25 protein-coding genes and 1 riboswitch are annotated in these 25,139 nt (G+C 63.1%); of the genes, 9 read left to right on the top strand and 16 right to left on the bottom strand.

What is annotated here, in order from left to right:
• Positions 1-138 precede the first annotated feature (138 nt).
• Positions 139-672, top strand: coding sequence for a phosphohistidine phosphatase SixA (gene sixA / locus F6V30_RS08200; RefSeq protein ID WP_151156505.1), 534 nt, complete (start codon positions 139-141; stop codon positions 670-672).
• A 31-nt stretch (positions 673-703) separates the two neighbouring features.
• Here the strand turns inward: sixA and F6V30_RS08195 are convergent, their stop codons facing one another.
• From F6V30_RS08195 to F6V30_RS08185, 3 genes are all read right to left on the bottom strand, one after another.
• On the bottom strand, positions 704-1,753 hold the full coding sequence (locus F6V30_RS08195) for an acyl-CoA thioesterase (protein ID WP_151156504.1): 1,050 nt from the start codon (positions 1,751-1,753) through the stop codon (positions 704-706).
• A gap of 283 nt (positions 1,754-2,036) precedes the next feature.
• Positions 2,037-3,728 carry a methyl-accepting chemotaxis protein gene (locus tag F6V30_RS08190; RefSeq protein ID WP_246163374.1) on the bottom strand — a complete coding sequence of 564 codons (1,692 nt, stop codon included), beginning with the start codon at positions 3,726-3,728 and terminating at the stop codon, positions 2,037-2,039.
• Between the two features lie 460 nt (positions 3,729-4,188).
• Positions 4,189-5,517, bottom strand: coding sequence for an anaerobic C4-dicarboxylate transporter (locus F6V30_RS08185; RefSeq protein WP_151156502.1), 1,329 nt, complete (start codon positions 5,515-5,517; stop codon positions 4,189-4,191).
• A gap of 437 nt (positions 5,518-5,954) precedes the next feature.
• On the opposite strand from F6V30_RS08185, the gene F6V30_RS08180 reads away from it, so the two are divergent.
• The 5 genes from F6V30_RS08180 to F6V30_RS08160 all read left to right on the top strand — a co-directional run bounded on the left by F6V30_RS08180 (position 5,955) and on the right by F6V30_RS08160 (position 9,279).
• A complete protein-coding gene (locus F6V30_RS08180; protein WP_151156955.1) occupies positions 5,955-7,466 on the top strand; it encodes a B12-binding domain-containing radical SAM protein in 1,512 nt (503 codons plus the stop codon).
• Positions 7,467-7,526: 60 nt separating this feature from the next.
• Positions 7,527-7,808 carry a type II toxin-antitoxin system RelE/ParE family toxin gene (locus F6V30_RS08175; RefSeq protein ID WP_151156501.1) on the top strand — a complete coding sequence of 94 codons (282 nt, stop codon included), beginning with the start codon at positions 7,527-7,529 and terminating at the stop codon, positions 7,806-7,808.
• 26 nt (positions 7,809-7,834) lie between these two features.
• Entirely contained in the window at positions 7,835-8,131 is a 297-nt protein-coding gene (locus tag F6V30_RS08170; protein ID WP_151156500.1) for a HigA family addiction module antitoxin, read from the top strand.
• 95 nt (positions 8,132-8,226) lie between these two features.
• Positions 8,227-8,532 (top strand): YciI-like protein, encoded by a 306-nt coding sequence (locus F6V30_RS08165; protein WP_151156499.1) that lies wholly within the window; start codon positions 8,227-8,229, stop codon positions 8,530-8,532.
• A 153-nt stretch (positions 8,533-8,685) separates the two neighbouring features.
• Positions 8,686-9,279 (top strand): hypothetical protein, encoded by a 594-nt coding sequence (locus F6V30_RS08160; protein ID WP_151156498.1) that lies wholly within the window; start codon positions 8,686-8,688, stop codon positions 9,277-9,279.
• Positions 9,280-9,298: 19 nt separating this feature from the next.
• Here the strand turns inward: F6V30_RS08160 and lhgO are convergent, their stop codons facing one another.
• The 7 genes from lhgO to F6V30_RS08125 are packed head-to-tail and all read right to left on the bottom strand — an operon-like array spanning position 9,299 to position 15,894.
• Entirely contained in the window at positions 9,299-10,498 is a 1,200-nt protein-coding gene (lhgO, locus tag F6V30_RS08155) for an L-2-hydroxyglutarate oxidase (protein ID WP_151156497.1), read from the bottom strand.
• 36 nt (positions 10,499-10,534) lie between these two features.
• Complete coding sequence (locus F6V30_RS08150) at positions 10,535-11,056, bottom strand: FUSC family protein (protein WP_151156496.1); 522 nt, start codon at positions 11,054-11,056, stop codon at positions 10,535-10,537.
• Between the two features lie 45 nt (positions 11,057-11,101).
• On the bottom strand, positions 11,102-11,428 hold the full coding sequence (locus tag F6V30_RS08145) for a DUF1634 domain-containing protein (RefSeq protein ID WP_149308787.1): 327 nt from the start codon (positions 11,426-11,428) through the stop codon (positions 11,102-11,104).
• Positions 11,425-12,228 (bottom strand): sulfite exporter TauE/SafE family protein, encoded by an 804-nt coding sequence (locus tag F6V30_RS08140; protein ID WP_246163367.1) that lies wholly within the window; start codon positions 12,226-12,228, stop codon positions 11,425-11,427. The genes F6V30_RS08145 and F6V30_RS08140 overlap by 4 nt, the downstream gene beginning before the upstream one ends.
• 57 nt (positions 12,229-12,285) lie before the next feature.
• Entirely contained in the window at positions 12,286-13,707 is a 1,422-nt protein-coding gene (locus F6V30_RS08135) for a sigma-54-dependent transcriptional regulator (protein ID WP_151156494.1), read from the bottom strand.
• Positions 13,704-15,455: a transporter substrate-binding domain-containing protein gene (locus F6V30_RS08130; protein WP_151156954.1), complete on the bottom strand. Its 1,752-nt coding sequence runs from the start codon at positions 15,453-15,455 to the stop codon at positions 13,704-13,706. Before F6V30_RS08130 ends, F6V30_RS08135 begins: the two co-directional genes overlap by 4 nt.
• A gap of 40 nt (positions 15,456-15,495) precedes the next feature.
• Positions 15,496-15,894 carry a PilZ domain-containing protein gene (locus F6V30_RS08125; RefSeq protein WP_151156493.1) on the bottom strand — a complete coding sequence of 133 codons (399 nt, stop codon included), beginning with the start codon at positions 15,892-15,894 and terminating at the stop codon, positions 15,496-15,498.
• Positions 15,895-16,136: 242 nt separating this feature from the next.
• Here F6V30_RS08125 and F6V30_RS08120 point away from each other — a divergent pair, with 242 nt between their 5' ends.
• A complete protein-coding gene (locus F6V30_RS08120; protein WP_151156492.1) occupies positions 16,137-16,481 on the top strand; it encodes a hypothetical protein in 345 nt (114 codons plus the stop codon).
• A gap of 64 nt (positions 16,482-16,545) precedes the next feature.
• Here the strand turns inward: F6V30_RS08120 and F6V30_RS08115 are convergent, their stop codons facing one another.
• From F6V30_RS08115 to F6V30_RS08100, 4 genes are all read right to left on the bottom strand, one after another.
• Positions 16,546-17,319: a glucose 1-dehydrogenase gene (locus F6V30_RS08115; protein ID WP_151156491.1), complete on the bottom strand. Its 774-nt coding sequence runs from the start codon at positions 17,317-17,319 to the stop codon at positions 16,546-16,548.
• Positions 17,320-17,389: 70 nt separating this feature from the next.
• Entirely contained in the window at positions 17,390-19,408 is a 2,019-nt protein-coding gene (locus F6V30_RS08110; protein ID WP_151156490.1) for a CHASE2 domain-containing protein, read from the bottom strand.
• A gap of 11 nt (positions 19,409-19,419) precedes the next feature.
• A complete protein-coding gene (locus F6V30_RS08105; RefSeq protein ID WP_151156489.1) occupies positions 19,420-20,052 on the bottom strand; it encodes an OmpA family protein in 633 nt (210 codons plus the stop codon).
• Positions 20,052-20,492, bottom strand: a complete 441-nt coding sequence (locus tag F6V30_RS08100) for a FecR family protein (RefSeq protein ID WP_151156488.1) — start codon at positions 20,490-20,492, stop codon at positions 20,052-20,054. Before F6V30_RS08100 ends, F6V30_RS08105 begins: the two co-directional genes overlap by 1 nt.
• Positions 20,493-20,654: 162 nt before the next feature.
• Positions 20,655-20,731: riboswitch (cyclic di-GMP riboswitch) on the top strand.
• A gap of 94 nt (positions 20,732-20,825) precedes the next feature.
• Here F6V30_RS08100 and F6V30_RS08095 point away from each other — a divergent pair.
• Positions 20,826-21,428, top strand: a complete 603-nt coding sequence (locus tag F6V30_RS08095) for a porin family protein (protein WP_151156487.1) — start codon at positions 20,826-20,828, stop codon at positions 21,426-21,428.
• A gap of 78 nt (positions 21,429-21,506) precedes the next feature.
• Here F6V30_RS08095 and F6V30_RS08090 read toward each other — a convergent pair whose 3' ends face one another.
• On the bottom strand, positions 21,507-22,040 hold the full coding sequence (locus F6V30_RS08090; protein WP_151156486.1) for a hypothetical protein: 534 nt from the start codon (positions 22,038-22,040) through the stop codon (positions 21,507-21,509).
• A gap of 256 nt (positions 22,041-22,296) precedes the next feature.
• Here F6V30_RS08090 and F6V30_RS08085 point away from each other — a divergent pair, with 256 nt between their 5' ends.
• A complete protein-coding gene (locus F6V30_RS08085) occupies positions 22,297-22,734 on the top strand; it encodes a thioredoxin family protein (protein WP_191965619.1) in 438 nt (145 codons plus the stop codon).
• Between the two features lie 245 nt (positions 22,735-22,979).
• Here the strand turns inward: F6V30_RS08085 and shc are convergent, their stop codons facing one another.
• Positions 22,980-25,133, bottom strand: coding sequence for a squalene--hopene cyclase (gene shc, locus F6V30_RS08080; RefSeq protein WP_275938135.1), 2,154 nt, complete (start codon positions 25,131-25,133; stop codon positions 22,980-22,982).
• Positions 25,134-25,139: the final 6 nt, after the last annotated feature.

Below are 25,139 nucleotides of genomic sequence, written 5' to 3'. Positions count from 1 at the left end.
CGCGGGGGGGGGGGCGTCGTTTGTTCCGGACGGGGCACGGATCGGCGCGCCTTGTTGCCGATTTGTAACAGCCGCGCAGGGTTGCAAAAGCCCCTGGTGCGCCTATACTTGATCAATAACGGAACACAGGGGGAACCGATGATCTTATACGTTTTGAGACATGGGGAAGCGGTGGAGAGGGCGGCCGGGGCCGACGACGAGTGGCGTTACCTGACGGAACAGGGGAGAGCCGACGTCCGGAAGGTCGTCGAGCGGGTAGCAAGGTGTGGGCACAAACCGCGCCTGATCCTGTCGAGCCCGCTCGTGCGGGCGGTCCAGACGGCGGAGATCGCGGCCCAGCAGGCCTGCCGGAAGAACAGAACCGTCATCGCCGAACCGCTCCAGCCGGACGGCGACCTGGAGGTACTCACCCGTCACATCCTGCAACAGAAGGACGCGAAACGGGTCATGGTCGTGGGGCACGAGCCGCTGCTCGGCTCCCTGGTGGCGAGCCTGCTGGGCAGCCCTACCCCGGTCGCCCTGAAGAAAGGCGGCTGCGTGGCTCTGGAACTGGGCATCGACAAAGGGGGGGCGACGTTGAAAAAAGCCGCCACGTTCCTCTGGTCCATCGCACCCGGCAAAAAGGTCGTGAAGTCCTGCAAGAAGGCCTTTGCCCGGAAAGTCACGAAATAAGAACCGGCCCCGGCCGTCACTCCCGATGCCGTCAATCCACCCGCTGGCGGTAGGCGTTCAGATAGCGTGCATCCTCGGCATAGGTGACCGGATAGATGGGGGGCACCGGCTGGGGCTGCAGGTCACTGTCCACGTTTCTGAACGTGAACAGGCATGAGTTGGACAGGGCCTTGTCGCCCGCGTCCCGGCTGAAGCGCTCGATGTCGGACTGGACGGTGATCGTCGTCTTGCCCGTGTAGACCACCCGCGCGATGAATTTGAGCTGGTCGCCCAGAAACACCGGCTGGTTGAAATTGATCCGGTTCACCTGGCACGGCACCACCCTGCCGGGAGCGATCATCTCCGCGGCCAGGGCCGCCAGTTCATAGGCCCTGCGGACGAGGTAGCCGCCGAACACGGTCTTGGGCACGTTCTCCTGCTCCGGGTACGCCCGCTGGGTCGATGCGAGCACCAGCTGCCCGACCCGTATGCCGCTGAATCCTTCCGCCTCCTGTTCCTTGTGCAGCTTCTTGAGGAACAGGTACTCGTCCAGGGACGGCATCTCCTCCGCCTTCGCCAGGCTCTCCCGGTACGCCTGGCGCCGCTGTTCGGCCTTCTTGTAGCGTTTTACCTCGATCTCCTCGGCGTAGGTCAACGGCGGCAGGGCGAGGCTCCTCGCCTCGCCGCTATCCGCCGAACGGGCGACCATGGTGAAGTAACACGTGGCGAGATGCCCCCACCCCGCCCCCAGGGATTCGACCCGGATGCCCACCTCCATGGAAGAACGCCCCACATGGTTGATCTGGGCGGAAAAGACCAGATCGTGGTTCGTGTCGGCCAGGTTCCTGATCACAACGCTGTCGATGGCGGCGGTGACGACCCGGGCATCCCGGTAAAACCGGTTGACGTAGGCCAAGGTGGTGTTCTCGGCCACCTTGTCGAGGGTTTCCAGAATCTTGCCGAAACGGATATTGCCGACCATCTGCCGGTCGCTCGCCAGAAAACGCCTGGCCAGCACGGGGTCCGTGGAGAACGGGAGTACAAACAGGTATCTCGTATCGTGCGGGGTAATGGCTGCGCCGCTTTTTTCGCTTTCGTTCATAGAGGAATCCTCTCGCCTGCACCGAAGACAGCTCTTCGGAGGCAGGCCGTTTTTCCAACGTAGTACTATAATAGAGCATTATCGCAGCTCCGGCAACTGTCTGGCAGTTCCCGGCTGCGCTTTTCCGGCCACGCGGGAAAAAATCATGACACTGCAACTTTTTTGTAACCAAAACGAGAAACGAATCGTCTACCTTACATAACACGACTGGCCCATACGGCACCCCGCGGTCCCCTCCTGATCGCGGGGATTTTTTTGTCGTATCCCGCCCCGGCTGCCCTGCCTACAGTTTGAAGCTGGCGACCACATCCTGCAACTCCACCGACAGACGGGAAAGCTGCGAGGACGCCTGACTGACCTCCTGGGAACTCTGGGCGCTCTTCTGGATGGTATCGGAAATATCCTGGATGTTACTGCTGATTTCCCGGGTGGTGGCGGTCTGTTCCTCCGCGGCCGTAGCGATCTGGCTGATCTGCTGGGTCACCTCGTTGATCTGGCCAAGGATCTCGGACAACGCCTGCCCGGAGCGGGCGGCCTCGGTGGTGCCCTTTTCCACCTCGGTGACCCCTTCCTCCATGGCGGCAACGGCCTGTTTGGTCTCGGACTGGATTGCCTTGATCATCTCTCCGATCTCCCGAGTCGCCCGCGTGGTCCGTTCGGCCAGTGCCCGCACCTCGTCGGCCACCACGGCGAAGCCGCGCCCCTGCTCGCCGGCCCGGGCCGCCTCGATGGCCGCGTTCAGGGCCAACAGGTTGGTCTGGTCGGCGATATCCTCGATGGTCGCCACAATCTCGCCGATCTGGTCGGAGCGCGTGCCCAGCTTGTCCACGACCTGGGCCGTGCCGCGGACCTTATCGGCGATGCGCCCCATGCCCTCGATGGTCGCCTCCACGATGCCGGCCCCCTGCTGGGCGGTGGCGCTGGCCCGGTTGGAGCTTTCCGCCGCCATGTGGCAGTTGTTGGCGATATCCGAGCTGGTGGCGGACATTTCTTCACTGGCGGTAGCCACGGCGGTGGCCTGACCGACCACCCGCAGGGAACTGGCGGCGGTCTGCCCGGCGGTGTTCTGAAGCGTCTCCGACGAAGATGAAACGGTCTGGGCGTTTTGGTTGACCCGCTCCATGATCTGCCGCAGGTTCTCCACCATGCGCCGCATAGACTCGTAGACCCCGCCCCGTCCGGCCTCCAGGTGCAGCGTCAGGTCCCCCTCCGCCACCCGCCCGGAAATCTCGGCCAGATAATCCGGCTCGGTGCCCAGGGAGCTGAGCAGGCGTCGGGTCATGAACACCGACAAAAATGAGATGAGGATAACCAGAGCCACGATCACCGTCACAATGGTGTAGATGCCCGCCATCAATTGCTTGCGATTTTCTTCGGTAGCCTTTGCGACCAACGCCTCCAGGTCGCCCACATAGTTGCCGGTCCCGACCACCCAGCCGAAGGGCTCGAACAGGAGCGAATAGCTTCGTTTCGCCTGGGGCACCGTGCTGTCCTTCTTGGTGGTGAAGTAGTCGCTGAAGCCGCCGCCCGGCTGCATCCCGGCTTTGATAATCTCCTGGATATTGTACTTCCCCTTGGCGTCCTTTTTGTTGATGCGGCTCTTGCCTTCGGCAGGGCCGCCAAGCAGGACCACATTGACCCCCTGGGTGGTGTCGGCCCAGAAATAGCCCTCCTTACCGTACCGAAGCGACCGGAGCAGGTCGGCCCCTTGGGACTTGGCCTCATCGAGGGTGATCTCCCCTTTCAGGCTCCGTTCGTGGAGCCGTTTCAAAAGGGTTACGGCCGTTTCCACCTCGCTTTTGGCCTGGGAATCGAAATCGTTGAAGAGCGACTGGCGGTAGGACTTCAGAAAGCTGGTGTAGCCGGCATGGTACTGCTTCAGGGCGATCAGGCCCGTGACCGCGGCCAGGCCGATGCTGGATGCCAGCACCATGATGAGTATCTTGGCGGAAAAACTGATTTTGCTACCTGTCATGCCCATGCGAACCTCCGTCAAATGGTGATGTGGTATCATTCCGATGCGTTATCCGGGTCAGGCGCTACAGGCGGTGCATCCCGATCACGGCATGCCGTCAGCAACGGCGATGAAGAGATGATACTAAAGATTTGCCACTTGTCATTTTGTGTGACGGCACGCTGTGCCGTTCGGAGCATGAAGCTCACATCCCGCATGACGGTATTGGCAAGCAGGGTGGTGTCTTGCGGGGTCTACGTGGAGCATCTCCTTGCCGTTGACCTCGGCCACGGAGACGTGCTTTTGGGTGAGCAGATGCATATTGTCTTATCGCCCCCCCGGGGGTACGGATTCCATTTTCGGCCAAAAAAAGGTGGGCACGTTGTCGTGCCCACCTTTTCAATATGGAGCGATCAACTCCGTTGTGATCTCCCATGTTCGGGACAAACAGGCGGCCCCGGGCCGCGGATGAAATCCCGGTCTAGAACATGACCTGCGAGATGGTATAGGCCACCACGGTCGATACCGAGACACCGATCAAACCGGGGATCATGAAGCTGTGATTGAGCAGGTACTTGCCGATATGGGTCGTACCGGTGCGGTCCATGTTGATGGCGGCCAGGTCGCTGGGGTAGAAGGCGAAGAAGAAATAGGCGTAGCTGGCCGGCATCAGGCCCAGGAGCAGCGGGATCGGCAGGCCGAGCGCCAGGCCCAGGGGGAGCGTGATGGCGAGGGTGGCGGCCTGGCTCTTCACAAAGGCGGAGATGCAGAAGGTGGCGATGGCGAAGGTCCAGGGGGCCATCTTGACCATGATGCCGATGTTCTCCACCAGAAACTTCTTGTTGGCGGTGATGAAGGTATCACTCATCCAGGCGATGCCGAAGATGGACACGACCGCGATCATACCGGCGATGAACACGCTGGAGTGGGCGATATCCTTGGCCTTGACGTTGGCGGTGAACATGATGAAGGCGCCGTAGCCAAGCATGACGAACTGGACCACCGTGGTCATGGGAATCGGCTTTTTGTCCATCCCCAGGGGGAGCAGTTGGGGACAGCTTGCCAGCAGGATGATGGAGCCGACGCCGGCGAAGAACAGGAGCACCGAAATCTTCGCGGTGGTGGAGATCTCTTTGCCCAGGGTCGTGACATCGGCGTCCAGGTTCTTTTTGAAGTCAGGGTCCTGCAGCCGTGCCTGGAAGTCGGGGTCCTTGTCCAGGTCCTTGCCGCGGTTGAAGCTCCAGGCGGCGGCGGCCAGGACGCCGATGATGCCGGCCGGCATGGTGACCATGATGATGTCGATCAGGGTGACCGGGTGTCCGGCCTTGGCGGCAAACCCCAGGAAGAAGGTCACGGCCGCCGCAACCGGGCTGGCGGTGATGCCCATCTGGGAGGCGACGCTGGAGATGGCCATGGGGCGTTCGGGGCGGATCTTGGTCTTCAGGGCCACGTCGGAGATGACCGGGAGCAGGGCGTACACGGCATGGCCGGTGCCGCAGCAGACCGTCAGGAAGAAGGTGGAGAGCGGCGCCAGGATGGTCACGTATTTGGGATGGGCGCGCAGCATCTTCTCGGTCAGTTGCACCAGATAATCGAGGCCGCCGGCAACCTGCAGGGTCGCAGACGCCGTAACCACCGCCAGGATGATCAGCATGACGGCGATGGGGGGCTCGGAGGGGGCGCTGCGGAAACCCAGCACCAGCAGTGACACGCCCAGACCGCCGATCATACCAAGCGCAACGCCACCTCTGCGGATGCCGATGAGTACGGCACCTAGTACGAGCACAAATTGGATCCAGAACATTGCCATGACGAACCTCCACCTTGAGGGATTGATTAGCGGATTCACATGATCCGCTTGTAAACTCTATCCCTTGCTTAAGCACAGTCAATGCCAGCGCGGCAATTATTCATCAACATACCGATATTGTTATATAAATGTAGATATCACCCCAATGCGCGCACATGAACCGCCATAACCTTTTGTTATGACTGAGCGGCGCAGCGTTCCGTAGACATTGTCATTTCAGCAGGATAGCTACCCCCATAACCAAAGGTTACGATATAACCGTTGGTTATGGGGGTTTAAATCAAGCTACCACCCCCTAACCCCCTCCTTATCGAGGAGGGGGAAGAGGCGTGTTCCTCCCCTCCTCGTTTAGGAGGACCCTCTGGGGCCTAAAGGGCCGGGGGTGGTAGCCTTTCACGGCGCTTGCCATGACGCCCTCTATTCATCATAATGGCTCCATGCTCCTCATATTCCCCCCCGTAGCCAAGCCGTGCGAACCGCCGGCCGGCATCGTCCAACTGGCGGCCGCCCTGCACGGCCGCGGCCTCCCCTGCCGAGTGCTGGACGCCAACCTGGAGGGCTTGCTCTGGCTGCTGGAACAGCCCGCCGCAACCGACGATACCTGGAGCCGCCGGGCCGCCAAGGGGCGCGCCCGCCACCTGGCCGACCTGCGGGGCGGCGGCCTGTACCGCTCCCCCGACCGCTACAGCCGGGCCGTGCGCGACCTGAACCGCCTGCTGGCCGTGGCCGGCCAGGCAAGCGGCGCGGTCGTCGGCCTGGCGGACTACCAGCACGCCCACCTCTCCCCCCTGCGGAGCGCGGACCTGCTCTTCGCCGCCCAACATCCCGAGCAGAGCCCCTTTTATCCCTGGTTCAGCGCCGGTTTCGAGGCATGGCTCGACGGCATCGCCACGGTCGGCTTTTCCCTCAACTACCTGAGCCAGGCGCTCACCACCTTTGCCATGATCGGCCAGGTGAGGAAACGCTTCCCCAACCTGCGAGTCGTCCTGGGGGGCGGCTTGGTCACCTCCTGGCTGCGCCAGCCGGGGTGGCGGAACCCCTTCGGCGGGCTGGTGGACCACCTGATAGCGGGACCGGGGGAGCTCCCCCTGCTGGAACTCCTGGGCTCCGCCGCCCCGGACCAGGGGCGCGTCAGGCCCGACTACACCCTGCTGCCCATGGGCGACTACCTCGCGCCCGGCTTCATCCTCCCCTACGCGACTGCCGGCGGCTGCTACTGGAACCGCTGTTCCTTTTGCCCGGAGCGGGCCGAGGGGAACCGCTACACGCCGCTGCCGGTATCGGAGGCCCTGGCCGACCTGCACGCGCTGACGGCCCACACCAAGCCGGTGTTGCTGCACCTGCTGGACAACGCCCTAAGCCCGGCGTTCCTGCGGGCCCTGGCCGCGGACCCGCCCGGCGTTCCCTGGTACGGCTTCGCCCGCTTCGGCCCGGAGTTGGCCGACCCGGATTTCTGCCGTGCCCTGAAGCGTTCGGGGTGCGTGATGCTCAAACTCGGGCTGGAATCGGGGGATCAGGGGGTGCTGGACCGGCTGCACAAGGGGATCGATATCGGGGAGGCGTCGGTGGTGCTGCGCAACCTGCACGCGGCGGGGATCGGGGTCTACCTGTATCTCTTGTTCGGCACCCCGGCCGAGACCGAGGCCGAGGCCAGGCACACGTTGGAGTTCGTGGTGCGCCACCACGAGGCCGTCACCTTCATGAACCTGGCCCTGTTCAACATGCCGATCTGCGGCGACGAGGCGGCCGGCTACGGCATCGACCCGTTCTACGAGGGAGACCTGTCCCTCTACACCGCGTTCCGCCATCCCAACGGCTGGGGCCGCAAACAGGTGCGGGGCTTCCTGGACAGGGAGTTCAAGCGCGACCCGGCCGTAGGGGCGATCATGAGGAACGACCCGCCCCTGTTCACCTCCAATCATGCCGCGTTTTTTGTTGGCATGACCTGATATCCTGAAGCGAATTACCATCCTTGCAAATACTTCCGCCCTGCGGTAGTATTATGTTTCATGATCCAGAGCTTCCATGACAACGAGACGTTGAAAATCTGGGTGGGCGAATTCTCCCGCAAGCTGCCCCACGACATCCAGGCGGTGGCGCGGCGCAAACTCAGGATGCTGAACAACGCAAGAGTAATCGAAGACCTCCGCGTCCCGCCCAACAACAGGTTGGAGAAACTTGCCCGCGACCGGGAAGGGCGGTGGAGCATCAGGATCAACGACCAATGGCGCATCTGCTTTGTGTGGGAAAACGGCACAGCATCCCGCGTCGAGATCTGTGACTATCATTAACAACGACGCATCTTGAGGTAACAGGTATGGACAAACTGCCGAACATTCATCCGGGCGAAGTGCTGAAAGAGGAATTCCTGGCACCCATGGGCATCAGCCAGTACCGGCTGGCAAAGGAGATCGGCGTGCCCGAGTCCAGAATTTCCGCCATCTGCCAAGGCAAGCGGGCCATCGGCGCCGATACGGCCGTCCGGCTGGCCAGGTTCTTCGGCACGACCGCCGGGTTCTGGCTGGGACTGCAGGCCGATTTCGATACGGAAGAGGCGGAGCGGGGGGCATCGGAGGAACTGGCCCGGATCAATCCCTGGAAACGGGCCGCTTGAATCCGGAGGGGGAAAGAGGGATTGGCCCACAAATTCAAAATCGGCAGGCCAGCCTTTTAACGGGCGACACCATAATAATTTTTCAAGGAGGCCGTATGCACTACCTACTGTTCTACAACGTTTCCTCCGACTACCTGGAGCGCCGGGCCGAATTCCGGGCGGAACATCTCGCCCTTGCCTGGCAGGCCCAGGAGCGGGGCGAACTCGTCCTCGGCGGGGCGCTGGCCGACCCGGTGGACGCTTCGGTCCTGCTGTTCAAAGGGGAGTCGGACGATGTGGCCAAGCGGTTCGCATCTGCCGATCCCTACGTTAAAAACGGTCTCGTCACGAGCTGGCGCGTGCGCCCCTGGACAACGGTCGTCGGCGAGGACGCGACTTCGCCGGTCAGGCCGGAGGCATAAATGAGGCAAGGTGGGGCGGGTCTCTCGAATTTTGGAATTTGGCGACCAGCCCCCTGGCCTCGCCCTAAAGTCGATTCGCAAGTGTTCTTGGTTCAGTGGCAACAACGTTAAGCAGTAGAGTGAACGTCTCTCAATGCGAGGAGGAGCGAGCCCATGAAAAATCATTGCGAGCAGTCGAGAGGAAAAAGATTGTGGCTGGTCATTCCGTTTATTCTTCTGCTAACGGCATGTACGCCGGCACACATGGTTCTGAAACAGGACAACTTCGATATCAAAACCGTAAAACCCACTGCCGGCAAAGCGGCCTTGGTAATCGCCAGGACAACGTCATTCGGAGGGGCGGTAAACTTCCACACCTATCTCGACCAGAGCATCATCGGTGTGACAAAAGGCAAAAGCTGCATTGTTAAATACGACATTGAACCCGGCGTAAAATACCTCATTGCGCGAACGGAAAGCCTTGAAGAGGCGAAGATCAACTTTGAACCCGATCACATCTACTATGTGCAGCAATCGCCACGGATAGGCTGGGTCGTGGCACGGGTCACCTTGACTCCTCTGTCGCAGGAACAGCTCTTGTCAGAGATCGGGTCGGATGGATGTACCCTTTACGAGATGGACAGTAAGGATATGGGGGACAATTTGACACATGATGAGTACAAGGAGGCCGTTGCCGATTATGAGCGGGAGTTGACAGAGGGGCATCATAAGGATTTCACCGACTATAGAGGCTTTGCCGTGAAATAGCGGGTTTCAAAATGCGCCCCTACCCCCTGAAATGCGCCGCCACGATCCCTTGCGCCAGGTCCATGGACGAGGTGAAGGCCGGGGAGATGGGGTTCAAGACGTGGAGCGAAGAACCGTCCGCCACCACCAGGAAATCCATGATCATCTGCTTGGTCTCCCAGTCCACCAGTTGGGGCCGGATGCCGACCTTGGCGGAGGGGAGCACGTCCGTGGGGGAGAGTTCCTTCACCAGCCGGGCCGCATCCCGGTAGAAGCAGGAGGGGAGATACTTCAGCGGTTCGCTCAGGGCCACGCTGCGGAACAGGGGATTGGCCAGGAACAGGGTCAGGTCTTCCAGGGCGATGCCGAACCCCTCCCGGTCGATCCCGGCCAGGATGCCATAGTTCTCCCGGCCGAAGGCGGGGATGGCCGTGGGCCCCAGGTAGACGTCGCCGTGGACGCTGCGGGTGAAGTGGACCCCCAGGAAGGGGTTGCGGATGTCCGGCACCGGGTAGATGCTGGAGTTGACCGTGAAGGGGGCCTCTTTGCGCAGCAGCCGGTAGAGCCCCTTGAAGGGGATGAGGCGGAGATCCCCCGCCACGCCGAACAGCCGGGCCACCTTGTCGCAGTAAGCGCCCGCCGCGTTGACGAAGCGGCTGAAACCGATTTCCCCCTTGCCGGTCCGGGCGGTGCCGCTCCCCCTCAACCCGGTCAGGGGGCACTCCAGGTGAAAGCGCACCCGGCCGCTCTCTTCCAGGTCGCTTTTAAGGCTCTTCAACACCGCCTTGGGGTCAACCACCGCCGTGTAGTGGGAGAACAGGGCACGCTCCACGGTCCGGGCGTTGGGCTCGATCTCCGCCAGCTGGTGTTCGTCGATCATCTCCACCTTGGCGCCGTTGGCCGTGGCCCGGCTGTGGAGTTCGTCCAGCGTCGGCAACTCCTCAGCCGTGCGGGCCACGATCACCTTGCCGTTTTCCAGCAGGGGGAGCCCCTTTTCCTTGCAGTAGGCGCGCATCAGGAAGTTGCCGTTCAGGCACGATCTGGCCTTGAGGCTGTCGGGGGAATAGTAGATCCCGGCATGGAGGACGCCGCTGTTGCGCCCCGAGGCGTGCCTGCCCAACTCCGGCTCCTTGTCGATGATCACGATGTCGCCGTACCCGGCCCGGACCAGTTCCCGGGCAATGGTCAGCCCGATGATCCCCGCCCCCACGATCAGGATTTCCGCCTTGTCCAGCTGCATATCCAGCCCCCTTTGCACCGGCGTCGCTTTGCCTCTTCAGGATCGGGTTTCAGACCGGGGTGTCACGAAGACGATGGCCAGGGCGGCGACGGAGCCGATGCACGCCTCGCCGAAACGCAACACCGCATTCATGGCCGGGTTAAGCGTAGGATTCATATGCGAAATCACCATGATGACCGCCACGGTTATGGCGGCGAGACGACTGTGTTCCGGCACCTTCAGGATCTGGCACAGCGCAATGGTCACGCCGATGGATACGGCCATGCCGACCGGACTGAAGGGCATAAAGGAGAGATACAGCCCGCTGACGAACGCACCGATAAAGGTTCCGAGCACCCGGAGCCCTGCCGACGTCCAGGTGTCGCGGGTCGTGGCCTGGAGCACCACGAGCCCGGAGATGAGCGACCAGAGCCCTCCCATGCTTGCCGACTCGCCGTGGAAGATGCCGGTGGAGTATTCCCCGCAGGGGTAGGCCACCAAGCAGACCACGGCATTTTGCAGAACCGTGAATACCCCGAACCTGTGGAACAGTGTCGTTATCGTTTCCTTGTCTATCATGGGGCCACCTGTCGCATGGTTACGGGATTCACATAATATGGGGCACTACCCCCCATGTTCATGCCCCAGCAGGATGCCGGCAACGATGGAGCAGAGCACCACCAGGCAGAAGAAAGCGAAGCGCCAATCCTTTTCCCGGGCAAAGATCACCCCCGCCACCATCACCCGCATGATCGGCGTTGCCAGAAGCGCCAGCAGGCCGGCGGTGATCAGGCGCGGGCCAACCACCGCATGCCCCCCCAGCAGCATGGCGCCGATCCCCAGGGCCAGGAGGATGGCGGCGATGATGGAGCCGATGCGCAACAGGCGCGCCAGGACCAGTTCGATCGGCTCGTGGGGGGACGGGGTCTCGTGGTGCGTTTCGGTCGTCATCCCTTTACCCCCCGGTAGATCATCTCGATGGCCGTGTAGACGATCAGCGGGATGAAGAGCTTGCGGATGGTGGAGGTTTTCAGCCGGACCATCAGCCGGGCGCCCACTACCGCCCCCAGCAGCACCCCCAGCACCACCGGCCCGGCCACCAGCGGCTTGACGTCGCCCCGGGCAAAATAGACCACTGCGCCGGAGGCCGCCGTGACCCCGATCATGAAGTTGGAGGTAGCGGTGGAGGCCTTGAACGGCATGCGCATGACCTGGTCCATGGCCGGCACTTTGAAGATGCCGGCGCCGATGCCCAGGAGTCCGGCCGCGGCCCCGGAAAAATACATGAGGACCAGCCCGGGCAGGGTCCGGGTGACCTGGTACTCCACCCGGCGGCCCAGCATGCGGTCGTAGTAGGAACCGGCCAGGTTCAGCTTTCGCGACAGGCGGTCGGGCACGACCTCGCCCGGCAATTCGGCCTTGCGGGTCCTGAACATGTTGTAGCCCGAATAGGCCAGAAGCAGGCCGAACATGATGTACAGGAAGCGCTGGTGCAGGTAGCCGGCGATCAGAGCCCCGCTCAGGGCCCCGGCGGAGGTGCCCATCTCCAGCCACATGGCCACCCGGGTGTTGGTCAGCCTATCCCGCAGAAAGGCCACCGCAGCGCCGGTGGAGGTGGCGATGATGGAGACCGTGGAGGCGGCCACGGCCGTGCGCATGGACACGCCGAACAGGATGGTCAGGGCGGGGACGATGATGATGCCGCCGCCGAGCCCCAGGACCGAACCGACGATCCCGGCCCCGATGGCCATGACGAATATCTCGATGGTGGTGGTGAGCAGAATGGCTGTTCTCCTTCGTTCTTACGTTTAGCCCGGCTGCCGCATCTTCAAGCGTTTGGAGAGCGCCGGCTGGGATATGCCCAGAAGCCGCGCGGCCAGGGTCTGATTGCCGTTGGCCCGGTCCAGCGCCTCCATGACCAGGAAGGCGGCGGCATCGCTGAACGTGGGCAGTTCGTCGAACCCGGCAAAGGGGTTCTGCCGGGCCGCCGGGGCCACCGCGCCCCCCCCGCCCTGCTTCTGGGAGCGTTCCACGGCCTTGATGAACGACTCCATGGAGAGCATCCGGTCCCGGTGCACGCTGACGGCGTCGTAGACCATGGCCTTGAGTTCCCGCACATTGCCGGGGAAGGTGTAGGTGGCGAGGAACTGCGCCAAGCCCTTTGGCGGGGTCGGCTTCTTCTTGTCCAGGGCCCGGGCCGACTCCTCCAGAAAATGGTCCAGCAGCAGGGGGATGTCCCCGCGCCGTTCCCGCAGCGGCGGCACATGAAGCTGGTGGGTTCGCAGCCGGTAGTACAGGTCCCGGCGGAAGGTCCCCGCCGCCTCCTTGGCCGTCAGGTCCTGATGGGTGGCGACGACGATGCGGGCCTTGAGCCGCTTCGGCAGGTCGCACCCCAGGGGGAAATACTCCCCCTCCTGGAGCAGCCGCAGCAGCTTTACCTGGGAGGGGATGCTCAGGTCGCCGATCTCGTCCAGAAACAGGGTGCCGTCGGCCGCCTCCTCCACCATGCCGCGCCGCGCCTGCTCGGCGCCGGTAAAGGCCCCCCGCACGTGGCCGAACAGGGTGTCGGCGAAGACCGTATCGTCCAGCCCGGCAACGTTCACCGTCACCAGCTTGCCCCGGCAGCCGCTCAGGGCGTGGACCGCGCGGGCGACGAGTTCCTTGCCCACGCCGCTCTCGCCGGTGATCAGAAGCGGCTGGGGGCTTCGGGCCACCGCCTCGGCGTAGGTGAAGACCGCCTGCATCCCCCGGTCGTTGGTGACGATGGCGCTGAAGGCCTCGGGGTGACGGACCTCGGGCGAACCGAACCGGCTGGCCAACTCCCGGTGGTCCCGCTGCAGCTCCTGCATGCGCACGGCCCGGAGCACGCCGTTCACCATGCGGTCATCGTCGTCGGTCTTCACGAAGTAGTCGAACGCCCCCCGCCGCATGCAGTTGACGGCGGTCTCCACCTGGTTCAAGCCGCTGATGACGATGGAGGCGATCTCGGGATGGCGCTCGGCGATCTGCTCCAAAAGTTCTTCCCCCGACAGGTGCGGCATGGTGAGGTCCAGCAGCACCAGGCCGATCTTGCCCTGGTCCAGGATGGCCATGACCTGGCGGCTGTCGTTGCAGGTGGCGATGTTGGTGATGCCGGCGCACGACTCCAGGGTCAGGGAGAGGGAACTGAGCCAGTCCGGCTCGTCGTCCACCAGGAGGATGCCGAAATCGGGATACAGGGGCTCGCTCACGTTACGTTCTCCTTCCGGTATTCGGGCAGGGTCAGGGTGACGGTGGTCCCGCTGCCCGGGGTCGAATCGAACTCCAGGGTACCGCCGTGCTCCTTCACGATCCCGGCCGAGACGGAGAGACCGAGGCCGGTCCCGCCCATGTCCCGCTTGGTGGTGAAAAACGGGTCGGTCAGGCGCGACAGGTGCTCGGGGGAGATCCCGCTCCCCTCGTCCCGCAGGCGGAAGATGACGGCACCGCGGGGGGCATCGTACAGGGTGGCGAGTTCGATGCCCCGCCCGGTATCCGGCAGGGCCTGGCAGGCGTTGATGATCAGATTTACCAGCACCTGCTCGATGCGCTGGGCATTGCCCCGGACCGCGGGGAGCCCCTCGGCATACCCGGTGCTGAACCGGTTGGTCGCCTTGCGGATGGAGGGTTCGACCAGCCGGACGGCGGCCTGGGCCACGGCGTTCAGGTCGATGGTGTCGTTGAAGGCGGTATCGTCGCGCCGGGCAAAATCCTTCAGGTCGTCCACGATCCGCTTGATGCGCTTACCCGCTTCCTGGAGCTTTTCCAGGCTGCGGGGCATCTCCTCCCGCATGCGCGAATAGCGGAGCCCGCCGCAGGTGAAATCGCCGTTTTCCTGATAGTACCGCTCCAGCACCTTGGAGGCGTCCTGGAAAAACCGCCTGAGGATCGGGACCTCCAGGAGGATCAGGCCGGTGGGGTTGTTGATCTCGTGGGCGACGCCGGAGACCAGGACCCCCAGGGCGGCCATCTTGTCCGCCTGGACCAGTTGCTGCTGGTTGAGGAGCAACTCCTCCTCGGCATGGCGCCGCTCGGCGATCTCCCGGGTCAGGTCGGCGGTGCGCAGGGCCACCTGGCGGTGCAGGGTGCGGGACCAGAGGGCAAAACCGCCCAAGAGGAGCACCAGCGGTATCCCCACGATGGCGGCGTACCGGGTGACGGTGGCCCATTCCACGCGGTTCGGCTCCAGCACGCCGAGCCACTTTTCATAGATGGCCTGGTATTGCCCGGTCTTCCTGAGGATGGCCAGTCCTTCGTTGAAGCGGGAGATCAGCTCCTCATTGCCCCGGTTCACGGCGTAACAATAGCGGTGGGTGGCCACGTTACGGACCACCGGAATCAGGTTGGTGAGCTTCAGTTCGCGGATGATGTACATCCCCGGCACGATGGCGACGATGGCGAAGTCGGTCTTGCCGGCGGCCAGAAGACGCAGGGCGTCGGCCGGCGTGGCGGTCAGGATCAGCTTGCCGCTGAACCCCTTTTTGACCAGATAGTCGTGCATGATCCCGCCCCGGTGGACCGCCACCGCCTTCCCTTCGATCTCGTCGAAGGTGTTGATCATGGGGGACTCCCGGCGGGCGAAGACGGCGTGGTTCACGATGGTGTGGGGGAGGGAGAAATCCACCTCGCGGGAGCGTTCCTCCGAGTAGGACATCCCCTGGAGCACGTCGACCTTTCCAGCCTGAAGGGCAGTACGCATCTCCGCCCAGCCGGTGAGCCGAAATTCGACCTTCATCCCCATGACATCGGCGATGGCGCGGGTCAACTCCACGTTATACCCCGAGGGCTGGCCGTTCTTGTCGATGAACTCGTAGGGGGGGTACTCCCGGTCCCCGCCGACGATGATCACCTTCTGGGGAGTGCCCTGGAGCGTATCGGCCAGGGCGGCGCCGGAAAGCAGACTGGTAATGGTCGCCGCGGCCATGAAGAGCGCGGCGGCAAACCGGGATAAGAAGGGCATACCGTTGCGCAATGGTAGTATGTCTCCCAAGGTCACGTCGTTATCTCCAGCGGCCCCGGTCCGTATTGATCCCCAGGCGGGTGTACAGGCGGGAGGAATCCTTGCCGCCCGCCACCTCTTCCTGAACCGCCCGCCCCACAATGGCCGTCAGGGCGGTTTCCAGGGCGGCATCCGGTTCGCCAAATTTCAGGCCGACCAGGCCAAACCCGTAGTGGATGATCTGGGCTGCCACATCGAGCGGGGGGAGACCGTCGCCCTGCTGCAGCGTCAGCACGCACCGTTCTCCCTGGCGGACCACATCACAGGCAGCGTCGTCCGAACTGACCAGCGCCCCGTGCAGGGAAATATTTTCAACATAACAGGGGAAACGCTGGCTTTGGTACTGCAACACCCCATTGGCCACAAAAACGATCCGGCGGGATGATCTCTTTTCGCGCATAAGATGGGCCCTTTCGCGCCGCACATTCACACCGGTTCAACCACACATGGCTTCAGTTTCTCATAAAATTCGGACAAGGACAATAAATTGGTTATACCACCTTTCCACGGCGGGATGCGGCCGCACCACGGTCATGGGAGACGGCGAACATCGACGCAAAGAACAATGGCCGCCATGACCGCAATCTGCTATAGTGTGGACACGGCGGGATGGAGTATCATGTGCGACGAGAGGGGGTTGATATGCTGAGGATGGCGTTGGTAGTGGCGCTGCTCGCGTCTTCAAGCGGAGCGTATGCCCTGGACAACAACGACCTGGTTCAGTTGAATCTGCGGGCAGCCCGGCAGCAGGCACAGCAGCAACCGGATCTGGAAGAGCTGCTCCAGCCGACGCACCAGGCCAGGCTACGGCAGGAGGATGCCGTGCAGGAGTTGGTGCGGCAGCAGCAACGGCGGCAGTTCAGTCAGGAACGCTACCGGCAGGAAGTGATCCTGGAACAGCAGCGCCAGAAGGACACCCGCAGAATCGGGGAAGAGCGGCTGCGGGATATCATGATCCAACGGGAACAGGCCCCGCTGTTTCAGTAAGATAGCGCATGGAGGGCGGCTCGACCGGCTGACGCGGCGCCGGAGGCGTCCCTGCGCCTCGTTCCTAGGGAACGTAGATCATCTTGCGGGTCATCCCGCCATCCACGATAAAATTCTGGCCGGTGACGAACCCGGCCTGGGGCGAGACCAGGTAGGCCACCATCCCGGCGATATCCTCGGGCCGCCCGACGCGCCCCGCCGGATGTTGGCCGTGATCCTCCGGACGCAGTTCCGGCGCCGTGCGCCTGCCGCTTTTTTTCCAGTCGTCCACGGCGATCCAGCCGGGGCTGACGCAGTTGACCCGGATGTGCGGCCCCAGGCTGACGGCCAGGGCGTGGGTAAGGGCCACCAGCCCCCCTTTGCTGGCGGAGTAGGCCTCCGTATCGGCTTCGGACTGGAGGGCCCGGGTCGAGGCGATGTTGACGATGGCCCCCCCGGCGCTCCGCAGGGCCGGCACCGCGTGCTTGGTGCAGAGAAACGCTCCGGTGAGGTTGGTCCCCAGGACCCGGTTCCACTCCGAGAGTTCCAGCAGTTCTACCGGGCCGGGAGGCGAACTGCCGTGGCCCGCATTGTTGATGAGGGCGTCCAGGCGGCCGAAACGGGAGAGCGTCTGGGCCAGCGCCCCTGCCACCGCCGCTTCGTCGGCCACGTCCAGCGTCACGGCATGCACGTCTCCCAGGGGGCCGAACTCTCCGGCCGTTTCCTGGGCCGCCTCCGTGTCCCTGTCGGCGATGACCACCGCCATCCCCTCTTCCAGCAACCGCTTGGCGATCCCCTTGCCGATCCCCTGACCGCCCCCCGTCACCAGCGCCACCCTACCGGCGGTTTGTTGTGTCATGCCGCGTCTCCTGACGTGTCTTGAAAATTACGATACGCTAGTGCCTCTTGGGGCCTTGGCGGAGCGTCCCTCACTCCTCGTCGGCAAGCTCCCGGGCAATACGGATGAACTCCCCGCTTTGGGCCACGAACGCCCCGACCACCTCGGGATCGAAGTGGCTGCCCGACCTCGCCAGAATCCACTCCTTAGCCTCTTCATGGGAGAAATCACGTTTGTAGACGCGCCTGCTGACTAGGGCGTCGTACACATCCGCCAGGGCCATCAGCCGGCCGGCCAGGGGGATATCCGTGCCGCTCAATCCGAGGGGATAACCGCTGCCGTCCCATTTTTCGTGGTGCGATGCGGCCATCTGGAGCGCGTAATTGAGGAAGGCCAGCTTCTCCGGGTGCTCGGTCCCGCCCATGGTTTTGGACAGGGCCTGGGCGCCGATGAGCGTGTGGGTCTTCATGATGTCGTACTCTTCGGGGGTCAGCGCACCCGGTTTGCACAGGATGTGGTCCGGGATGCCGACCTTGCCGATATCGTGGAGCGGCGCGGATTTCGCGAGGAGTTTTATATTCGCTTCGTCCAGGGCGGCATAGCCGGGAAGCGTGGCCAGTTGCCGGGCAAGAACCTCCACGTAGCGCTGCGTCCGCAGGATGTGCTGTCCCGATTCCTTGTCCCGGGCCGCGGTGAGGGTCGACATGCTGACGATGATCGTATCCTGGGCCTGCATCAGGTCGCGGTTGCGCTGCTGCACCTTGCGGGCCTCGATCCCGTATTTCATGAGACTCAAGGCCGTCATCACGAGAAGAGGCGTCGCCATGGGGATGAGCGGCGGAATGAACAGTCCTTCCCGGGACAGCAAAAGCGCCCGCGCCCCCCAGTAGCACCCGCCGCTCATCCCCATAACGGCCAGAAGCGACAGCACGTATCCGGGGCGGCTGAGCAGCCAGGTGCTCAGCCCCCCCAGCAGGAGGACGGCAAACAGCCCGGCGCCTCGCGCCCATGTGGGCTGGGCGATGAACGTGCCGGACAGGATCGTGTCGATAACGGCGGCATGGGCCTCGACCCCGTGGAGTTCCTGCCCGGACGGGACTTGATGGACATCGCCCAGCCCTTTGGCCCAGGCGCCGATCAGGACGATCTTTCCCCGCAGGCTCCCGGCCGCCGGGTGACCGTCCAGAATCGCCCGTGCCGAAAAATAGGGGAAGGAATCCCGGGTACGGAAGTCGATCAAGGCGTCACCCAGGCGGTCCAGGGGGATACGGCGCTCTCCCCAGCTAAGCACGGTCTCGGACGCGTCGCGGTCGATGCGGAGACGGCGTTCTTGGGATGCGAGCAGGACGGCCCCCAGGGCCAGGGAGGGGTAATAGGCACCTTCGTAGTGCATCAGCAGGGGAACCCGCCTGAGGACCCCGTCCAGGTCGTGTTGGGCATTGGTGAACCCCTCGGCCCCGGCTGCGGCGGTCAGCGTCCCAATCCCCCTGATCATCCCGGTGGGCGTCGGCCACCGGGCACCGGCTCCGGGCATGGCCGCCACGACCATGCCGGCGGGCAGGCGGGGAGCGCCTCCGGCTCCCGCCCTCACTGCCGTGGCAAGGTCCAGATAGTATCCGAGGATGGTAGGCCCTCCCGCCAGGGCCTTGGCCAGGCGCTGGGAGTTGACGTCCGTGACGGCGGCCGGGGGTGGGGATGGGGACGGCCCAAGGTCGCGCCGCCGTTCCGCCATGATGACATCGGGAGAGGTACGGTCCGGCTCCGGCATCAGGAAGTCGAGCACGACGACCTTCGCCCCCAACGCCCCAAGCCGCTCCACGAGGCGGGCCAGGCGGTAACGGGGCCAGGGCCACTGCCCGTAGGCCTTGAGGCTCTCCTCATCGATCCCCACGATCACCGGAACGCCGCTTTTCTGGGGAGCGGCCCGTCCGGCGAGCATGAGATCGTAGAGGCGCAGTTCCGTCTCCTGTATGAACAGCGGCGAGAAGATGAGAAGCAATCCGGCGCAGAGCGTAAGGGCAAGGCCCGCGGCAATCAGCACGGGACGCCCTCCCCGGAGCGGCAGGAGGCGTTGGGGGGTGGTGCGGGAGGGGGCGGCGGCAGGGAACATACCGGCTACGCCTAGCGCACGATAACCTCAACGCGCCGGTTCCGGGGTTCAGCAACTCCGTCGGGCGTTGGGATTCGAGGGTTGCCCTTGCCATGGGAGGATACGGTCAGGCGCTGCGGATCGACCCCCTTCCGTACCAGCAGGTCCCTGATCGCCTGGGCACGTTCGTAGGCAAGCCTGTCGTTGAACGGGACCGAGCCGACCGCGTCGGTATGCCCGCTGATGCTGATGTTGATGGCGTTGCGCCGCTTGATGGCGGTAAGGATGGTGGGGATGACGGCCTGGGACTCGGCCATCAGGCAGGTCTTGCCCGTTTCGAAAAAGAGGATGAATTTTTCCGACGGGAGCGGTTCGACCGCCAATGCCTCGGCAAAGGTCGCGGCAATATAGGAAGGGTCGGCCGGTGCCGGGGGAGAGGGGGCATTTGAGCGGCCGGAGACGATGGTCATCTCATGGGCCTTTCCCAGCAGTTGCTTCCCCCCTTCGGTGCTCACCTCCGCCTTGCCCACATGTCCGTCCGGGTCGGGCATCAGAACGACCGCCCGCCGGGAGGCGCAGCCGCCTGCCAAAGCCAGGAGCGCCACCATCAGCACGCCCGACAGGATGACTGTCGTCGGCCCGGTATGGCCATCGTTGCGCGGCACTACTCCTGAACCTCGATCAGCAGCCTGGTCCCCCGCACGGCAATGGTCGCCTCGGGGATTTCCAGCCGAATGGCGTGCGGGGCCAGCTTCGCCATGAGCCCGGAGAGATAGACAAAGGTCCCCTTGGCCATCCGCGCCAGGAACGTGAATTTACCGTCCTTGGGGTCGAAAACGTACTCCTTTATGGCGAGTTCGCTGTTGGGGCCCAGGGAAAGCGTCGTGTCATCCGCCAAGACAATACCCAAAGAGCCGTCCTTTGCGGTTCTGACCACGTCGCCCCGATGTACCCCCCCCCCGATTACGGCAGGTTGCGTAAGGGTGCCCCGCAGAAAAGACGCGGACCCTTTCATGGTCTGTACATGACCGATCACGTCCGTCGGCGCAGCGAAGGCCGAAGCGGCGGAGAACAGGAGAAGGAGTCCGAAGAATATTGTTTTCATTGCGCGTCTCCCTTTTTCTCAGTAATCCAACCCGTTACTAATAAGAATACCATTATAAACAAAGATTCGCCAAAAGAGGGACAAAAAAGAACGCGCCCCGGCCATTGACATTCGGCGCCTCATGTGCATAAATAGTCGCCGCTGAAAACAAGCGCATGTGATAACCGATACTACTCAACCATTCGCGAGAATGGGGCGGAAAGCCTACAGGGTCTCACCGAGACAGCCGGGTTGCCGAAATATCATAGATATTCGGCAGCCCGGTTTTTTCATTTCATCCCACCCGTGACACGATGGGGGGGTGAACAAACACTATCCCCAAAGGAGAACATTATGAAGAAGACCATCTATTCCTGTTGTTTGGCCTTGTCGCTGTTTTTTGCCGCCAACCCCGCCATGGCGGACGATATCAGGGGAAGGCTCGGCGTCACCGGCAGACTCGGCTTTCTGGTCCCTGCCGACAGCGAGCTATCGGGACGTAGCGCCAGTACGGATACCGCTTTCGTCGGCGGCGGCGGGTTCATCTACGGCATAACCAAAAACATCGCGGCGGAATTCGATATCACCCACACCGACTACGATGTCCACGGCTACGGCGAGAGCGGCAACGCCGAAACCAACAACTTCTCCTTGGGCGCCCAATACCGTTTTGACGTCGCGGTCCCCCGGCTGACCCCCTATGTGGGCGCCGGCCTGGATATCCTGGTCAACGACTTCACCTACTCCGACGGGACCAGAACCGACGTTGACACCAGCCTGGGCGTCCATATCAGCGGCGGCGTCGACTATTTCGTGACCAAACAGGTGGCCCTGACCGCCCAGCTCAAGGCAATCCTGGCGCCCAACGCCGATATCAACTACCAGGGCAATAAAGTCGGCAATATCGACCCCATGAGCATCTCCACGACCTTTGGCGCGAGATACTTTTTCAACTAAAAACAACCGCCCCGAATCACAAGACCCCCGCCGTGCCTGGCGGGGGTCTTGTGTGAAATCCGACGGGCCGATCCACTTTCAGTGCTTGGCCGTACCGCCACCCAGCAGCAAATTGTACTGCAGATAGACCTTCAGGCGTTCCGGCGTATTGACCGTCTGCGTATAGAGGAGCCGATCCATCTCGTCGGCCTCGCGCCGCGTGAGGCCCCGAACGATCTTGAGCATCATGGCCGCATCCCTGAAGGACTGATCCAGGTTTTTCGCCTCTTCAGCCGTCTTTGGCGGGGCGGCCATCACATCCTGAAGGGTCTTGGCCATGGTCATGAGAACAGTGCGCTTCACATTCGTCGTATAGTTTGTATAGATCCAGATCTGCACATCGTCACGCACGCCGCTGCCGCTGGTATCGATCCCCGCCGGGGTGGCGTTGTTGGCCGCCATATCCGGCATGGGCGGCAGGTGGGGGTGCAACTTCGCGACCGTGGGGGCGACCGGTGCGATCTTCTTTTCCGGCCGGTAGACGAGGTCGCCCATGCAGGCGGCAAGACAGCACACAAGCCCGGCCGACACCACCAGCTCCACCATGAGCGCACTCTTTTTGCTAGCCGCCATCTCTGCTCCCTGTTCGCAAGTTTACGTCCATCGGCTGTTACCATGCAAGCCGACCTCTCTCCTTCGGCTGAAAAGTCGGCTGACTATTTTGCAACACCTCCGGGATCGTTGCAAGGGCAAACATGGGCCGCGCCCCAAATGGCGCTCCCCCCCGGCCACTTCCGGCGCGAACAGGCCCTGGGCCGGATTTTTTGCGTGCCCCCCTTGACCGCAGGACCGGGTTTGGGCGAAAATAATGGCTCGAGGAGAACGTACGATGTCCGACTATATCGTCACCTGCACATCCTGCGGCGCAGCCAACAGAATCCCCGCCGACAAGGAGGGGAAACAGGGACGTTGCGGCACCTGCCGCGCCACCCTCCCGCCGTTGTACCACCACCCGCAGCAGCTCACGGAGCACTCCTTCGACGCCTTCGTGCAGAACTACCCGGGGCCGGTACTGGTGGAGTTCTGGGCACCATGGTGACCGCACTGCGTCTCATTCGCACCGGCGGTGCGAACGGCAGCGGAGAGATTGGCGGGAAAGGCGGCCGTCTGCCAGGTCGATACCCAGCAGAATCCGGCCCTGGCGGGACGGTTCGGCGTGCGGGGCATACCGGACGTCGTGCTGCTTCGCAACGGCAGGGTCGTCGCCCGGCTCGCCGGGGCGCAGAGCGTTGAGGCCCTGCTTGCGTGGTTCCGGCAACAGCGTTAGGGGTTCCACCACGGCCCTGAATCCGGTCGCCAACCTTACGTGCGTTCCGGCAGGCAATAAAAGAAAGGCCCGAACCTTCGCGGGGAACAGGCCTGAACGAGCTAACGTTCGAGTTTGCAGCCATCCGGGGGCATCCAGGGGCTGAGAAAGCATCAGTCTCGTATGGCACGCCCCAGGACAGGGCCTTCTCCAGATTCTTTGCCGTGTCAAAAAAGTCCTGGGCCTTCTTCTGCCTCTGTTCCGGGTTACTGCAGCTTGAGCCAGGAAACTCCCCCCATATATTTTCTGCGCACCGCGTCCTGTACCGTGGTCGCCCCTCTCCGGCGCCGCAGGTACGCCCCCAGGGCCCACACGGGGAAGAAGAGCCGGTAGCCGTGGTAGCGCAGATAGAAGACCCGTGGGAAGCCGGTCCCGGTAAAATGCCGTTCCTCCCAGCCGTTGTGGTAGCGATCGACCAGGTACTGCATGCCCCGCTGGACCTCCGGGCGGTCCGTTTCGCCGGCAGCCATGAGCGCCAGGAGCGCCCAGGCGGTCTGGGACGGGGTGCTGGCGCCGCTGCCGGCCAATGACGGGTCATCGTAACTGGCGCAGGTCTCTCCCCAGCCGCCATCCCCGTTCTGGCACCCCACGAGCCATTCCACCGCCTTCCTGACATACGGCTTCTGCATATCCTCTCCCACCTCATGCAGACCGGAGAGCACGGACCAGGTGCCGTAGAGATAGTTGACCCCCCACCGGCCGAACCAGCCGCCAAACGCCTCCTGCTCCTCTTCCAGATAGGCGAGCCCCCTGGCTATCGGCGGGAAATCCGGGCCGTAACCGAGCATCCCCAGCATTTCGATACAGCGCCCGGTGAGGTCGGAGGTGCTGGGGTCGAGCAAGGCGCCATGGTCGGCAAAGGGGATATCGTTCAGATACAGGTAGTCGTTGTCGACATCGAAGGCCCCCCAGCCGCCGTCGGAATTCTGCATCCCAATGACCCACCTGACCGCCTTGGCGATCTTTTCCCGGTATTCCTCCCGCTCCAGCGCTCCGGCCCGGAACAGCCCCATCAGAACCTTGGAGGTGTCGTCAACATCGGGATACAGGGTGTTTTCGTACTGGAACGCCCAACCGCCGCACGCCAGGCCGGGGCACTTGCCCGACCAGTCGCCCGGCGTGCTGATCTGGCGGTCGAAAAGCCACTTCATGGCCTCGTCCGCGGAGAACAGGTTTCCCGGTATACCCGCTTCCACCAGGGCCGACAGGCTCAGGCAGGTATCCCATACCGGGGAGTTGCACGGCTGGCAGAGACTGAAATGGTCATCCCGGGCTGTCGCTGCATGCCGCGACGGCAGGAGGTCGGGGGCCGCCGAAGAGCGGTCGATCCCTCCCCCGAAGGGGCTCTGGAGGCTTGGAACAGCGTCGGGAGCAGGCGTCCGATGAATCAGCAGATCGTCGAGAGCCGCTAGCCCCCGCACATAGTCGGGATCGTCCTCCCGGCAGCCGAGGGTTTTCAACGCCATCACGGCGTTGGCCATGGCCGGGTAGATGGCCCCGATGCCCCCCTCCCCCTGCATGCGCTCGCGGGTCCATTGTTCGGCCTGGCGCAGGGCGTGGGCGCTGATCCTTTTCGGGATGTAGTGCATCGTGCGCTTGAGAACGCGGTCGAGGATGATAAAGACATTCTTTCGCCAGGCCCGGTGCCGGAAGTGATCCAGGTTGCCCAGCATATCGGGAGGCGTGGTAAACAGTTCGGTTATCCCCTCGTCATGGCGCAGCGCACAGACCGGCTGTTTCGCGTAGAGGATCAACAGCGGCACGATAACCGTTCTCGACCAGTAGGATATTTTGCTGAGATGGAAAAAGAACCAGCGCGGGAGCAGCATGATCTCTATCGGCATGGCGGGTGGCGTATGCCAGGGGACCTGGCCGAAGAGCGCCAGGGTGATCCTGGTGAAGACGTTGCACCGCGCCGCGCCGCCGAGGGAGAGGATGATCTGCCGCGCCTTTACCATGTACGGCGCATTTTTGTCATGGCCGAGCAGTTTGAGGGCAAAGTAGGCTTTTACCGAAGCGCTGATGTTGGCATTGCCGTCCACGGCGTACAAGGGCCAGCTGCCGTCCGGCAGTTGCCGGTCGAGGAGATAGGAGGAGAGGCGGGAAGCGGTTTTTTCGTCGACGCTGCGGCCGAGAAACCGCTGCAGCATGATGTATTCCGAGGGGATGGTGACATCCGCTTCCAGTTCGAACACCCAGTGCCCGTCGTCGTTTTGCAATGCGGCGAGCTGGTGCGCGGCCTTTTCCAAGACCGACTCGACATGCAGGAAGGTGTTTGCGGATACTCCCGCCTCCGCCTGTTTGGCTCCCCTGCCCCCCTCTATGACATTCAGTTTCGTTTTCGTTTTGCTATGCATCATGTCTGT

Source organism: Oryzomonas sagensis (genome assembly GCF_008802355.1).
GTDB classification, from domain to species: Bacteria; Desulfobacterota; Desulfuromonadia; order Geobacterales; family Pseudopelobacteraceae; genus Oryzomonas; species Oryzomonas sagensis.
This window is presented reverse-complemented; position numbering and strand designations above follow the sequence as displayed.